This is a genomic window from Bacillus sp. PDNC022, assembly GCF_016919285.1.
GTDB lineage: Bacteria > Bacillota > Bacilli > Bacillales > Bacillaceae > Bacillus > Bacillus safensis.
In genome coordinates, this window is the sequence record NZ_CP070345.1 from 470,871 (window position 1) to 484,521 (window position 13,651).

The 13,651-nt window shown below is 41.4% G+C and carries 14 protein-coding genes; 11 read left to right on the forward strand and 3 right to left on the reverse strand.

The genetic code is table 11. The features are described from left to right. The first annotated feature begins 14 nt into the window (after nt 1-14). From dnaG to JVX94_RS02495, 5 genes are all read left to right on the forward strand, one after another. A complete protein-coding gene (gene dnaG / locus JVX94_RS02475) occupies nt 15-1,844 on the forward strand; it encodes a DNA primase (protein WP_048238910.1) in 1,830 nt (609 codons plus the stop codon). 205 nt (nt 1,845-2,049) lie between these two features. Next, nucleotides 2,050-3,171: an RNA polymerase sigma factor RpoD gene (gene rpoD, locus JVX94_RS02480; protein WP_008342392.1), complete on the forward strand. Its 1,122-nt coding sequence runs from the start codon at nt 2,050-2,052 to the stop codon at nt 3,169-3,171. A gap of 301 nt (nt 3,172-3,472) precedes the next feature. Further along, nucleotides 3,473-3,832, forward strand: a complete 360-nt coding sequence (cccA, locus tag JVX94_RS02485; RefSeq protein ID WP_095409040.1) for a cytochrome c550 — start codon at nt 3,473-3,475, stop codon at nt 3,830-3,832. A 120-nt stretch (nt 3,833-3,952) separates the two neighbouring features. After that, nucleotides 3,953-4,669, forward strand: a complete 717-nt coding sequence (locus JVX94_RS02490; protein WP_197198263.1) for a tRNA (adenine(22)-N(1))-methyltransferase — start codon at nt 3,953-3,955, stop codon at nt 4,667-4,669. Then, a complete protein-coding gene (locus JVX94_RS02495) occupies nt 4,662-5,783 on the forward strand; it encodes a Nif3-like dinuclear metal center hexameric protein (protein ID WP_144471122.1) in 1,122 nt (373 codons plus the stop codon). The genes JVX94_RS02490 and JVX94_RS02495 overlap by 8 nt, the downstream gene beginning before the upstream one ends. Nucleotides 5,784-5,820: 37 nt before the next feature. Here JVX94_RS02495 and JVX94_RS02500 read toward each other — a convergent pair whose 3' ends face one another. Then, nucleotides 5,821-6,765: a 4-hydroxy-3-methylbut-2-enyl diphosphate reductase gene (locus JVX94_RS02500; RefSeq protein WP_095409037.1), complete on the reverse strand. Its 945-nt coding sequence runs from the start codon at nt 6,763-6,765 to the stop codon at nt 5,821-5,823. A 157-nt stretch (nt 6,766-6,922) separates the two neighbouring features. Continuing rightward, a complete protein-coding gene (gene vrrA / locus JVX94_RS02505) occupies nt 6,923-7,627 on the reverse strand; it encodes a VrrA/YqfQ family protein (RefSeq protein WP_205184470.1) in 705 nt (234 codons plus the stop codon). Nucleotides 7,628-7,782: 155 nt separating this feature from the next. Here vrrA and JVX94_RS02510 point away from each other — a divergent pair, with 155 nt between their 5' ends. Together JVX94_RS02510 and JVX94_RS02515 are read left to right on the forward strand one after the other, a co-directional pair. Then, nucleotides 7,783-9,102 carry a DEAD/DEAH box helicase gene (locus JVX94_RS02510; protein WP_034280145.1) on the forward strand — a complete coding sequence of 440 codons (1,320 nt, stop codon included), beginning with the start codon at nt 7,783-7,785 and terminating at the stop codon, nt 9,100-9,102. Nucleotides 9,103-9,111: 9 nt separating this feature from the next. Beyond that, nucleotides 9,112-10,005: a deoxyribonuclease IV gene (locus tag JVX94_RS02515; protein ID WP_144484654.1), complete on the forward strand. Its 894-nt coding sequence runs from the start codon at nt 9,112-9,114 to the stop codon at nt 10,003-10,005. A gap of 49 nt (nt 10,006-10,054) precedes the next feature. Here JVX94_RS02515 and JVX94_RS02520 read toward each other — a convergent pair whose 3' ends face one another. Then, nucleotides 10,055-10,309 carry a DUF2624 domain-containing protein gene (locus tag JVX94_RS02520; RefSeq protein WP_095409033.1) on the reverse strand — a complete coding sequence of 85 codons (255 nt, stop codon included), beginning with the start codon at nt 10,307-10,309 and terminating at the stop codon, nt 10,055-10,057. A 140-nt stretch (nt 10,310-10,449) separates the two neighbouring features. Between JVX94_RS02520 and JVX94_RS02525 the strand changes: the two genes are divergently transcribed. The 4 genes from JVX94_RS02525 to zur all read left to right on the forward strand — a co-directional run bounded on the left by JVX94_RS02525 (nt 10,450) and on the right by zur (nt 13,509). Beyond that, nucleotides 10,450-11,331: a YitT family protein gene (locus tag JVX94_RS02525; RefSeq protein WP_095409032.1), complete on the forward strand. Its 882-nt coding sequence runs from the start codon at nt 10,450-10,452 to the stop codon at nt 11,329-11,331. A gap of 135 nt (nt 11,332-11,466) precedes the next feature. Then, nucleotides 11,467-12,243, forward strand: a complete 777-nt coding sequence (locus JVX94_RS02530) for a metal ABC transporter ATP-binding protein (RefSeq protein WP_203128618.1) — start codon at nt 11,467-11,469, stop codon at nt 12,241-12,243. Next, the gene (locus JVX94_RS02535; protein WP_095409030.1) at nt 12,243-13,103 is read left to right on the forward strand and encodes a metal ABC transporter permease; all 861 of its coding nucleotides are present in this window, start codon (nt 12,243-12,245) and stop codon (nt 13,101-13,103) included. Before JVX94_RS02530 ends, JVX94_RS02535 begins: the two co-directional genes overlap by 1 nt. After that, complete coding sequence (zur, locus tag JVX94_RS02540) at nt 13,081-13,509, forward strand: zinc uptake transcriptional repressor Zur (protein ID WP_095409029.1); 429 nt, start codon at nt 13,081-13,083, stop codon at nt 13,507-13,509. Before JVX94_RS02535 ends, zur begins: the two co-directional genes overlap by 23 nt. The last annotated feature ends 142 nt before the right edge of the window (nt 13,510-13,651 follow it).

A 13,651-nucleotide genomic window follows, 5' to 3' on the forward strand; every position in this document is an offset into this window, starting at 1 on the left:
GGAGTGTTATTAGGATGAGCAAACGTATACCAGATGAACTTTTGGAGCAGATCCAAAAAAACGCAGACATTGTCGAAGTGATTGGAGAATACGTACAGCTTAGAAAGCAAGGTCGAAATTACTTCGGTCTTTGTCCATTCCATGGTGAAAATACTCCTTCATTCTCTGTTTCAGCAGATAAGCAAATCTTCCATTGTTTTGGCTGTGGTGCAGGAGGTAATGTGTTCTCGTTCCTCAGACAAATGGAAGGCTACTCATTTATTGAAGCCGTTTCACATGTGGCTGATAAGTACCATATTGATCTGCCTGATCAGGTGGCAAATGCTCAGATTAGCTCCTCTCAGCAAGAGGACACTGCAGATCATAAAATGATTGAGGCCCATGAGCTTCTTAAGAAATTTTACCACCATTTGCTGGTAAATACAAAGGAAGGTCAAAACGCACTCGATTATTTACGGTCCAGAGGCTTTACGGATGAAACAATTGCCAAGTTTGAGATCGGGTATGCTCTTGATTCTTGGGATTTCGTGACCAAGTTTTTAGAAAAACGAGGGTTTGATCCTGTGATGATGGAGAAGGCTGGTCTTTTGATTCAACGTGAAAACGGCACAGGCTTTTTTGACCGCTTTAGAGATCGTGTCATGTTTCCCATTCATGATCATCATGGAACGGTCATCGCTTTTTCCGGAAGATCGCTTGGTGATCAGCAGCCTAAATATATGAATAGTCCTGAAACGCCGCTTTTCCATAAAAGTAAGCTGCTTTATCACTTTCATGACGCACGTATGCATATTCGCAAACGCGAACGGGCAGTTCTTTTTGAAGGATTTGCAGACGTCATCTCAGCTGTTACATCAGGTGTCGGTGAAAGTGTTGCAACAATGGGTACGTCTCTTACAGAAGAGCACGTAAAGCTTCTCAGGCGGAACGTAGAAGAGATCATCCTTTGCTATGACTCTGATACTGCCGGATACGAAGCAACCATGAAAGCGTCAGAATTGCTTGGAAAAAGAGGATGTAAAGTTCGCGTTGCCATGATACCAGATGGACTTGATCCAGATGATTACATTCGTAAATATGGCGGCGAGAAATTTAGGAATGACATCATAGATGCAAGTGTGACATTAATGACGTTTAAGATGAATTTTTTCCGAAGAGGAAAAAACTTATCAGACGAAGGAGACCGTCTTACTTATATGAAGCAGGTTCTCCGAGAAATCAGCCGGTTAAACGGCTCTTTGGAGCAAGAGATTTACATGAAACAGCTTGCTGGGGAGTTTTCGATCTCACTTGATTCATTAAAAGAACAACTGGAGCTGTTTGAAAAACAGCAGCGGCAAGAAGCCAAAAGCACGCAGGAAGAAAACGGGCTTGAAAAACGGCGTGCACATCTGTCAACACAAGTGAGAAGAAAGCGTCTGCGGCCGGCATATGAAAATGCGGAGCGAATGCTGCTTGCTCATATGTTAAAAAGCGATGACGTGATCCGCAAAGTACTTGACAGGGTCGGGATTGAATTTAATATAGATTCGCACAGGGCGCTGGCAACGTACATTTATGCCTTGTATGAAGAAGGTAAAGAACCAACACCGCAGCACCTGATGAACCGGATAGAAGATGATGTCATGAACCAGCTGTTGACAGATATATTGATGATTCAAGTCGGAGACGAACTAAGTGAAGCTGAATTAAGTGATTATGTAAAAAAAGTGTTGAATCATCGGAATTTGTCAATGATAAAGGAAAAAGAACTAGAACGTGCAGAAGCGGAGAGGCAAAAAGATTTCTTCAAAGCGGCAACACTTGCAAAAGAAATTATTCAGTTGAACCGTTCGCTGAAGTAATACGTCTATTATTAATGACAGGACTTACGGCTGGCAATGAATCCTTTACGGGAGGAGCATAAGACCGCAAGCATCTTGCCTTCATCATTATTTATTTTATTCCTATTTGCTTCGTCATCTGTTTGATAGAGAGAGAAAAGCAGGGCATAAGCAAATCGCAAGTTACTTTAGAATTCGTTGCAAGCTTTGGAAGGAGGGATCCATAATGGCTGATAAACAAGCCCACGAAACCGAAACTGAATTAACCTTTGAACAGGTGAGAGATAAGCTCACTGAAACGGGTAAAAAACGGGGCGTTTTAACATACGAAGAAATTGCAGAGCGTATGTCTAGCTTTGAAATTGAATCAGACCAAATGGATGAATACTATGAATACTTAGGCGAACAGGGTGTAGAGCTCATTAGTGAAAACGAAGAGACAGAAGACCCAAATGTTCAGCAGCTGGCTAAAGCAGAAGAAGAATTTGACCTGAATGATTTAAGCGTACCACCAGGTGTCAAAATCAATGATCCTGTTCGTATGTATTTAAAAGAAATCGGACGCGTCAATTTGTTATCTGCTAAAGAAGAAATTACGTATGCTCAAAAGATCGAAGAGGGCGATGAGGAATCAAAAAGAAGATTAGCGGAAGCGAACCTTCGTCTTGTTGTCAGCATTGCGAAACGCTATGTCGGTCGTGGTATGCTGTTCCTTGACTTGATTCAAGAAGGAAACATGGGTCTGATGAAGGCGGTTGAGAAGTTTGATTACCGCAAAGGTTATAAATTCTCAACATATGCGACTTGGTGGATTAGACAGGCGATCACACGTGCGATTGCCGATCAGGCGAGAACAATCCGGATCCCGGTTCATATGGTGGAAACCATTAATAAATTGATCCGTGTTCAAAGACAGCTTCTGCAAGACCTAGGCAGAGAACCAACGCCTGAGGAAATTGCTGAAGACATGGATTTAACTCCAGAAAAGGTAAGAGAGATTCTTAAAATTGCGCAAGAGCCTGTATCTTTAGAAACACCTATTGGTGAAGAAGATGACTCGCATCTTGGCGATTTTATCGAAGACCAAGAGGCGACATCTCCATCTGACCACGCTGCATATGAACTCTTAAAAGAGCAGCTTGAAGATGTATTAGACACGCTGACTGACCGTGAAGAAAATGTGCTGAGACTGCGTTTCGGACTAGACGACGGAAGAACACGCACGTTAGAAGAGGTTGGAAAGGTGTTCGGCGTAACAAGAGAGCGTATCCGACAAATTGAAGCGAAAGCTCTTCGTAAATTAAGACACCCAAGCAGAAGTAAACGATTAAAAGACTTCTTAGAGTAGAAACCGGACGGATCTTGAAAGAGATCCGTTCTTTCTTATCAAAAATGAAAACGCTTTTTTCAATCTGATTATATTTTACTGAATAACAAATGAATTTGCAACGTTCTTAGAGAAAAGATGTATAAAAAATACATCTAAATGTGCTGAAGGCTTCATTTCTCATCTAGAATCATTTTTGTCTAATCTGTGAACTTGACCAAAGTTTTGTATCATAATTCGTTTACTTTTTGTAAAATTAAAGTAGAATTAGAATTGTTTGCATAGTCTCAAAGGGGTTTTCACAAAGGGGAGGATGAAAGAAATGAAACGGAATCCACTTATACCATTTTTATTGATTGCCATTTTAGGTATTGGACTCACTTTTTTCTTATCAATGAAGGGGCTGAAAGATGAAGAAAAAATTGCCTCTGGGGGCAAAGAGGAAAAGCAAGAAGAGACAGCAAATGCGACGCCGGAAGAATTGTATAAACAGAACTGTCTAAGCTGTCATGGGGAAAACTATGAAGGCGGCGCAGGTCCTGCATTAAAAGGTGTTGGAGACAAGCTTGAAGTAGCTGACATCAAGAAGAAAATTCAAGAAGGCGGCAACGGGATGCCAGGCGGGCTGATTCCAAATGAAAAGCTCGATGAAATGGCGGAATGGGTGTCTAAAATTAAATAATCTTACACAAAAAGCTCTTTTTCAAAAGAAGAGCTTTTTTCATTTGAAAACGACTTTTAAAAAGTCCATAATTTATATAAGATAGACAAGTATGAACATTAAAGAAAAGTAGTGATACGTATGAATGAAATGAATTTATCGAAACGATTAAAAAAAGTCGCAGACTTTTTACCAGATGAGGCAGTCTTCGCTGATATCGGCTCAGACCATGCCTATTTGCCATGCTATGCGATCCTGCATCAAAAAGCAGTGAAAGCCATTGCTGGTGAAATTACCGATGGACCGCTTCAATCGGCGCAGCAGCAAGTACATAGACTTGAATTAGATGAACAGATATCTGTTAGAAAAGGAAATGGCCTTGAAGTCATTGAAAAAGGCGAAGTGAATGCAGTGACGATTGCAGGTATGGGCGGGGCACTCATCGCAAGCATTCTAAATGAAGGCAAGCATAAGCTCGCAGGCCATGAGAGGCTCATTCTTCAGCCGAATATCCATGCCTATCATATTCGTTTATGGCTTTATCAAGAGGGGTATGATTTGTTAGATGAAGTCATCTTAGAAGAGGACGGCAAAATATACGAAATCATCATCGCAGAAAAAGGCGACAAAAATAAAGCCTATGAAGGGATGTCACTTGAAGCAGGTATGCTGGTTGGCCCGTTTCTTGCGAAAGAGCAAAATGACGTCTTCCGGCGCAAGTGGATGCAAGAGCTTCAGCATATGGAGAAGATAGAAAGTCAAATTCAGCAGGCAGCGCGGACAGAAGAAAACAAAGAGCGCCTTGAAGAGCTGAATGCGAAAATAAAGATGCTAAAGGAGGTTTTGACTGTTGGCTAAAACAGTAAACGGGCATGAAATCATCCAATTGTTTGAACAGTTTTCGCCAAAGGCATACGCCATGGAAGGGGATAAAATTGGTCTTCAGATTGGGACATTAAATAAAAAAGTAACCAATGTGATGATCACCTTGGATGTATTAGAGAATGTAGTAGATGAGGCGATCGAGCGAAAAGTGGATCTCATTATTGCTCACCATCCGCCGATTTTTCGTCCATTAAAACATGTAGCGACGGATCAGCCGGCTGGACGTATCATTGAAAAATGCATCAAACATGATATTGCGGTATATGTGGCACATACGAATTTAGACGTAGCTGATGGCGGAGTCAATGACCTGCTTGCTGAGGCCTTAGAGCTTGAAGAAACAAGAGTGTTAGTGCCGACATACGAAGATCCAATCAAACAGCTTGCTCTGTATGTCCCAGAGGAATTTGAAGAGGCCATCCGGACAGCTTTAGGAAATGCGGGTGCCGGCCATATTGGCAACTACAGCCATTGTGCGTTTTCAAATGAAGGGACAGGCAGCTTTCTGCCATCAGAAGAAGCTGAGCCGTTTATTGGTGAGTCGGGTCAATTAGAATTTGTGAAAGAAGTGCGAATTGAAACCATTTTCCCAGCAAGTATAGAAAAACAAGTGATTCGCGAAATGATCAAAGCACATCCTTATGAAGAAGTCGCCTATAGTGTACACACGACAGACCTTCCTCCTATTCAAAAAGGTCTTGGACGTATTGGAGAGCTAAATGAGCCAATGACACTTAGAGATTTCACGCAATTTGTGAAAACGAAGCTAGATGTGAATGGTGCTCGTTTTGTAGGAGACCAAGACGCTGTTGTGAAAAAAGTGGCGGTGCTTGGCGGAGACGGAAATAAATACATCCATCAAGCGAAAAGAATGGGTGCAGATGTGTATGTGACAGGAGACCTTTATTTCCATGTTGCGCACGATGCTATGATGCTAGGGCTGAACGTTGTGGACCCAGGCCATTATGCTGAAAAGATCATGAAAGAAGGGGTAAAGGCGAAGCTTCACTCGCTATGTGCGGATAAAAAATATGACGTACAGCTCTTTGTTTCTGAATCAAACACAAACCCATTTCAATTTATGTAAACAAAAAACGTCAGAGCATTTCCGCTCTGACGTTTTCTTATTTCTTTGTTTTGACGCGAGGTAAAATTTTAGAAAGAGGAACTGTTCGTTCAATCTTCCAAGTCGTTTCATCATCTGGTTCATAGTTTTCTAAGAAACGAATGACTTCCTTTGTAATAGGTGTTGGTGTTGAAGCACCAGCAGTAACGGCAACGGTTTTGACGCCCTGCAGCCATTCCAGCTTGAGTTCACTTAAGTCGCCAATACGGTAAGCCTGCGTTCCAGCAATCTCCATTGACACTTGTGCGAGACGGTTAGAGTTATTACTTTTTGGATCGCCGACAACAATGGTTAAATCGGCTTGGCCAGCTTGCTGCGATACAGCTTCTTGACGTACCTGTGTCGCCAGGCAAATTTCTTGATGATACTCAACGTGAGGGTATTTCTCTTTAATCAGCTCCATCAGGTCGTGGACATCCCATTGAGACATCGTCGTTTGGTTCGTGATGAGCAGTTTTTCTGATGTTAAATCGAGCGCCTCAATGTCGGCTTCAGTTTCGACAAGGTGTACCTTATCAGGGGCTACTCCGACAGCTCCTTCTGGCTCAGGATGACCCTTTTTCCCAATATAAATAATCTCATAGCCATCGGCTGTTTTCTCTGAAATGAGTTCGTGTGTTTTCGTTACATCGGGACAGGTCGCATCAATGGCGACAAGGCCTTTTTCTTCTGCGATTTGACGAACCTCAGGAGAAACGCCGTGAGCCGTGAAAATGACTGTTCCGCTTTCAACCTGCTTTAAAATGTCTAAGCGGTTTGGTCCGTCCAGTGTGTAAATTCCATCTTCCTCGAAGGCATCAGTGACATGTTTGTTGTGCACAATCATACCTAATATATAAATTGGGCGTGGCAAGTTTTTATCAAGTGCGGCATTTTTAGCAATGACCATTGCATCGACAACGCCATAGCAATAGCCACGCGGCGATATTTTAATTACATTCATTTATTCGTCCTCCTGTAGGGAAGTGCTGCTAGAGAAGAACAATATAAAAAGCCGTAAAAAACGGCTTTTTATCATTCTCTTGCTTCCATTATAGCCAAAGTAAGCGTATATATCAAAGATTGTTATACGCAGTGAACAATTCGCCGTTAAAAGATCACTAGACATATAGTTTTGGAACAGAGCTGCCAGATCTTTTTTTCGGTTTTGCTTTAGGAGCAGATGATGTGTGCGGTGCTGCTTTTTTGACTAGGATGTCTTCTGATTCTTCATTTTCTTCTATTTCATCAGTCTGTGCTTCTTCATCGGTCACTTCTGTTTCCGTGCTGGTCTCTGTTGATTCTGCATCAGCATCATTTGCACTTTCTTCTTCATCATCCGCACTGCCAAGCTGGCTGTACAGTTTAATCATCGCAGGCAAATTTCTCACTAAAGGACCGTATTGCTGAATCATTGGCGTAAATTGCTGCGCCATTCCGAGCACTTTTTGAACATTTCCTAACATGCTTGAGAGGGTCGCAGGATTTGTGAAGCTCTGGATTCCTTGTAATCCCGCACCACCTCCAGAGACTCCAGCTCCTCCTGCGCCAGGAAGAAATTTAGCGAGCATGCCTTTAATTCCTGCACCGCCGCCTAGTGCACGGCTCTCACCTCCTGGAATTCCGCCCATCCCTCGTAAACCGCCTCCCTGTACAGACGGGGAGCGAGGCATCATTTGCTGAAATGGATTGCCTTGCCCTTGAAAAGGCTGTTGGATAGGAGGCTGCTGCCCTCTTTGAAAAATTCCGGGCTGTCCGCCATTTCCAAGGTGCCGGCGTGAGGGACGGCGCGGCTGAAAATCGCCCATAGGCCTTTGCCCTAACATACTTGTACCTCCCTTACTGCATTCTCTTTCTCTTCATAGGTTATGCAAGGAAGCATCAATTGGTTTCCTGTAGGAAAAGCGGACATGGTTTTTTTACTGAAAATCAGCTATAATGAGGAGATGAGCAAAAAGGCATTGCCTTAAGGAGTGAAAACATGAAAGAAACGAAATTTACGACATATGAATTAAAGCCTTTTATTATAGATGCTATTCATGAACTAGGCTTTTATGAGCCGACTGATATTCAAAAAAGAATCATCCCTGCTGTTTTAAAAGGAGAAAGCGTGATTGGCCAGTCACAAACAGGAACAGGAAAAACTCATGCGTACTTACTGCCGCTGATTCATTCAATTGATCCAAGCAAAGAGCAGGTACAAGTGGTGATTACTGCACCTACAAGAGAATTAGCCAATCAAATTTTCAAAGAAGCTCAAACGATTTTAAAGAATGCTTCTCCAGAAGAAGAGATCAAAGCAAAACTTTATATTGGCGGAACGGACAAGCAGAAATCAATTCAAAAGCTAAAAAACCAGCCGCATTTGGTTGTCGGCACACCTGGACGTATTGCTGACCTCATTCATGAGCAGGCGCTCAATGTTTACAAAGCGACCTCTCTTGTCATTGATGAAGCGGATTTAATGCTGGATATGGGATTTTTAGAAGATGTGGACCGTATTGGTGCACAAATGCCAGAACAGCTGCAAATGCTTGTGTTCTCTGCAACCATCCCGGAAAAACTAAAGCCTTTCCTGAAAAAATATATGGACAATCCAAAGTATGCGCATGTTGAACCAAAACGGATTACAGCAGAAAATATTCAGCATATTTTAGTTCCGTCTAAACAGCGTGATAAATTAAAATTGCTTCATGAAATGGTGACGAATGTACAGCCTTATTTAGGAATCATTTTTGCCAATACAAAAACAACTGTTGATGAAATCGCCGCATTCTTACAAGAAAAAGGAATGAAAATCGGTGTGCTCCATGGCGGATTAACGCCGCGTGAACGTAAAAAAGTCATGAAACAAATTGAAGATTTGGAGTTCACTTATATTGTGGCATCTGATCTTGCAGCACGCGGAATTGACATTAAAGGCGTCAGCCACGTGATTAACTATGAACTTCCATCTGATCTTGATTTTTATGTGCACCGCGTTGGAAGAACAGCTCGTGCTGGTTCATCTGGAATTGCTATGACCATTTATGAACTGGCTGATGAGGATGCACTCATTCAAATTGAGAAAATGGGCGTTGTGTTTGAAAACAAAACCATTGTTCATGGCGAATGGCGAGATGCAGATGACCGTCTGAAGCGTCAAAGACGTAAAAAAGCACCAAATGAAATTGAAGAAAAAGCAAAACGTCTTGTGAGAAAACCGAAAGCCGTCAAACCTGGATATAAAAAGAAAATGACACGTGAGATGGATAAAATCAAAAGACAGGAACGTAGAAAGTCAAAGCGTAATGGAAAGTAGGGGGAAACATTGTTGAAGATTGGTTCACATGTATCCATGAGCGGAAAACATATGCTTCTTGCAGCGAGTCAAGAAGCTGCCTCTTATGGTTCGAATACGTTTATGATTTATACAGGTGCACCGCAAAATACGCGCCGCAAAAAAATTGAAGACCTGAATATTGAAGCTGGACAAGCGCATATGAAAGAGCATGGCATGACGGATATCGTTGTGCATGCTCCGTATATTATCAATATTGGAAATACGGTGAATCCAGCGACATTTGAGCTTGGTGTAGACTTCCTTCGCTCTGAGATTGAGCGTACGGAAGCGCTGGGAGCAAGACAAATTGTTCTCCACCCGGGTGCGCATGTCGGAGCAGGGGCAGAAGCAGGGATTCAAAAAATCATTGAAGGTTTAAACGAAGTCATTGTGAAAGGTCAAGAGGTTCAAATTGCACTTGAAACAATGGCAGGAAAAGGCTCAGAGTGCGGAAGAAGCTTTGAAGAGCTTGCCCAAATTATTGATGGAGTGACACATAACGAAGCTCTTTCTGTCTGCTTTGATACGTGTCACACGCACGATGCTGGTTACCCGATTGTGAGCGACTTTGATGGTGTGTTAGAAGAATTTGACCGAATTGTCGGCATTGACCGAATCAAAGTTCTTCATATTAATGACAGTAAAAACGTACAAGGCGCAAGAAAAGACCGACATGAAAATATCGGTTTTGGTGAAATTGGTTTCGATGCACTGAGCTATATTGTGCATCATCCCCAGCTTCAAGATGTGCCGAAAATTCTAGAAACGCCTTATGTAGGTGAAGATAAAAAGAACAAAAAACCACCTTACAAATTCGAAATTGCGATGCTGAAAGAAAAGCAATTTGATGAAGGCTTACTAGATAAAATTACGGGTCAATAAAAAAGGATGCAACATGATGAGGTGCCGCTAAATGCGGCCCTTTTTTTGCCTAACTTGTAAATTGGTTAAACAGATCATTCACAGTCTGTGCTGTCTGTTTAGAAGTAATCGCTTCCACTTGCTTAAGAAGCCGGTTGCGCTCTGAATCATTAAAAATATTGATGTTTTTCCCGTTCATGAGTTTGGCAACCTCAGCAGCTTGATTAGACGTTAAACTGACGCCATACTGTTTCGCATACCTTAACAAATCATTTGCTGTGATCTGATTGAGCCGCTGCAGGACAATTTTTTGAATTAAAATCAATTCCATTCCTCCCCTCTGTAACAATGTATGGGCGAAAACGGAAAATGTGCAAAAAATTTTATTTTATTCTGTGAAATGATAAAATAGTAAAGTGAATAAAATGTTCATTGAAAATTTAACATGTGTAGAAGGGAGAACGTATGGCAAATAGTAAACAGCATAAAAAGGAATCAGTGCCTCATTTTATTTTGAGAATTTTTCTGATTCTAGTAGGTGCTGCATGTGCAGCAGTCAGCATTGAATTATTTTTAGTGCCAAACAATATTATTGATGGAGGCATCATCGGTATTTCGCTTATTTTGGATTATCTCTTTACAGATAACCCGTTTATTAATTTTGCGACGATTGTTGTCATTTTAAATATTCCATTTATGATATCAGGATACAAACATATTGGGAAAACCTTTCTGATTTCCACTGTGATTGGGATTGTCAGCTTAGCCGTGATTGAATCTTCACTTCATCACGTAGAGGCATTTACAACACAGCCGATCTTAGCCACTGTATTTGGCGGGCTATTACTTGGATTTGGTGTTGGACTTGTCATCCGTAATGGAGGCTCAATGGATGGAACAGAGATTTTAGGAATTCTTCTGACGAAAAAAATTCCTTTCTCCGTCGGTGAGTTTGTCATGATCGTCAATGTGTTCATTTTTATTTGGGCGGGCTTTGTCTTCGGACCAGAGCAGGCTATGTATTCTGTGATGACATATTATTTGGCAATGAAAACAATTGATGCTGTTATTCAAGGGCTTGATGAAACAAAAGCTGTTATTATCGTATCAGATTATTATGATGAAATTTCAGATGCGATTCTGCATCGACTTGGCAGGGGAACGACAAAGCTGAAAGGAAAAGGCGGCTATACAGATGAAGAAAAAGATGTCATCTACGCCGTTGTCACAAGGCTTGAAATTACAAAGCTGAAATCCATTGTATTTGAAATTGATGGCCAAGCATTTATTACGATTATGGATACGCATGAAACAAAAGGCGGTAAGTTCAAAACAGCCATTCATTAGCTTTTATTTTACTTTTTTATCTTTCTTTTATATAATGAAATGTATGTATGAACAGAGAAAATGGCAAAAGCCATTTTCTTTTTGTTGTATAAATCGTAATCATTCTTTTTATATTGATTGAAGGTGGAAAGATCCATGGCAAAGCCAATTATTGAAATGAAGGACATTTCGTACTCGTATGGACAGCGAAATGTCATAGATCACATTCATTTAACAGTAGAGGAAGGAAACTTTCTAGCACTTGTTGGACCGAATGGATCTGGTAAAACAACCTTATTAAAATGCCTGCTTGGGCTCATAAAACCGCAGCAAGGTGAATTAAAGCTATTTGGCACGCCTGTTTCAAAATTTAGAGACTGGGATCAAATTGGATTTGTTTCTCAAAAGGCGAATAGCTTTAATACGGGTTTCCCTGCTTCTGTATATGAGGTCGTCGCAAGCGGACTGACCGCGAAAATTGGTTTGTTTAAACGAATGAGCAAACAGGATAAATGGCAAGTGGAAGAGGCCATTCGCTCAGTTGGCATACAGGATTTAAAGCATCAAAACATCGGTGAGCTTTCTGGCGGGCAGCAGCAGCGTGCATTTATTGCCCGTGCGCTTGTCAGTCAGCCGAAGCTGCTCATTTTGGATGAGCCCACGGTTGGGGTCGATCAGCGGACAGTAGAAGGCTTTTATCAGCTGCTCGAAACATTGAACAAAGAAAAAAGAATGTCTTTAATTCTCGTCACACACGACGTTGGCACCGTTTCTGATAAAGTCACCCATGTGGCTTGCTTAAATCAGACACTGCATTTCCATGGGGATGCGGAAGCGTTTGATTCAATGGATGATCAGGCGCTATCCCAATTTTACGGGCATGACATTCAAGTGATTCATCACGATCATCACCATCATGGGGGACATGAATAATGCTATTTCCATTTTTTCATTATGAATTTTTACAAAATGCGTTTATCGCAGGGTTACTGATCGGTTTTATTGCGCCCTTACTTGGTGTATTTATTGTCGTAAGAAGGCTCTCGCTTATTGCAGATGCCCTTAGTCACGTATCACTTGCCGGTATTGCCGCAAGTCTATTCCTTGATAAAAAGTTTGGGCTTTTGACAGGGGTAAGCCCGCTCTACTTAGGAATGGCTTTTTCTGTTGCAGGGTCATTGTTCATTGAGCGACTGCGTTCCGTGTATAAGCATTATCAGGAGCTGGCGATCCCCATTATTTTATCAGGCGGTATTGGGATTTCCGTTATCTTCATTTCACTAGCAAATGGTTTTAATACAGATTTGTTTAGTTATTTATTCGGAAGTGTCAGTGCGGTGTCAAGATTAGATCTTTGGATTGTTGTTGGGATCTCACTCATTGTGGTGTTAGTTGTGGTGCTTTTATATAAAGAATTATTTTTACTTTCTTTTGATGAAGAGCATGCAAAGGCTTCTGGTATTTCAGCGAAATGGATTCATTTCATTTTTATCTTAGTTGTTGCACTTGTCATTGCGGCATCGATGCGTATCGTCGGTACACTGCTTGTCTCTGCGCTCATGACACTTCCTGTTGCGGCAAGTATCCGCATTGCCAAAGGCTTCAAACAGGCGATCTTCCTTTCGATCTTGTTCGGTGAATTGTCTGTATTGGCAGGGTTGATCTTAAGCTATTATCTAGATTTAGCGCCAGGCGGAACCATTGTGATGCTGTCCATTTTGATTTTAATCGGATGTATTTTTATTGGGAAATTCAAAAGGGGGAATCAACATGAACGTACAAGAAGCGCTTGATTTATTAAAGGAAAAAGGCTACAAATATACAAGCAAACGTGAAGACATGCTTCAATTGTTTTCTGATTCTGATAAATACTTGACCGCTAAAAATGTGCTGACGGCACTAAGTGAAGACTACCCTGGTCTTAGCTTTGATACAATTTATCGAAACTTGTCACTATATGAAGACCTTGGAATATTAGAAACAACGGAATTGTCAGGAGAGAAACTATTCCGTTTTAAATGTTCATTTTCCCATCATCACCATCACTTTATTTGTCTTGAATGCGGGAAAACAAAGGAGATCGATGCCTGCCCTATGGACAAACTGGACGCCGATCTAGAGGATTATCATATTAGCGGACATAAATTTGAAATATACGGAACGTGTCCTTCCTGCGAACCGAAGGAAGTTCATTCATAAAACAGCCAGCCGCAGAGTAACAGGTTCGGTTTTAAAGTGGAAAAAATAAATCAGTCAGCTGATTAGAACTCCAATTCGTATTTGAATTGGAGTTCTTTTATTTGTTTTTATATAGGCATTTTACTAACTTCCCTTGTTAGAA

What these genes read in the sequence shown, in the direction of transcription:
- dnaG (WP_048238910.1), top strand. Translation starts at nt 15, where the DNA reads ATGAGCAAACGTATACCAGATGAACTTTTGGAGCAGATCCAAAAAAAC.
- rpoD (WP_008342392.1), top strand. Translation starts at nt 2,050, where the DNA reads ATGGCTGATAAACAAGCCCACGAAACCGAAACTGAATTAACCTTTGAA.
- cccA (WP_095409040.1), top strand. Translation starts at nt 3,473, where the DNA reads ATGAAACGGAATCCACTTATACCATTTTTATTGATTGCCATTTTAGGT.
- JVX94_RS02490 (WP_197198263.1), top strand. Translation starts at nt 3,953, where the DNA reads ATGAATGAAATGAATTTATCGAAACGATTAAAAAAAGTCGCAGACTTT.
- JVX94_RS02500 (WP_095409037.1), bottom strand. Translation starts at nt 6,765, where the DNA reads ATGAATGTAATTAAAATATCGCCGCGTGGCTATTGCTATGGCGTTGTC.
- vrrA (WP_205184470.1), bottom strand. Translation starts at nt 7,627, where the DNA reads ATGTTAGGGCAAAGGCCTATGGGCGATTTTCAGCCGCGCCGTCCCTCA.
- JVX94_RS02510 (WP_034280145.1), top strand. Translation starts at nt 7,783, where the DNA reads ATGAAAGAAACGAAATTTACGACATATGAATTAAAGCCTTTTATTATA.
- JVX94_RS02525 (WP_095409032.1), top strand. Translation starts at nt 10,450, where the DNA reads ATGGCAAATAGTAAACAGCATAAAAAGGAATCAGTGCCTCATTTTATT.
- JVX94_RS02530 (WP_203128618.1), top strand. Translation starts at nt 11,467, where the DNA reads ATGGCAAAGCCAATTATTGAAATGAAGGACATTTCGTACTCGTATGGA.
- JVX94_RS02535 (WP_095409030.1), top strand. Translation starts at nt 12,243, where the DNA reads ATGCTATTTCCATTTTTTCATTATGAATTTTTACAAAATGCGTTTATC.
- zur (WP_095409029.1), top strand. Translation starts at nt 13,081, where the DNA reads ATGAACGTACAAGAAGCGCTTGATTTATTAAAGGAAAAAGGCTACAAA.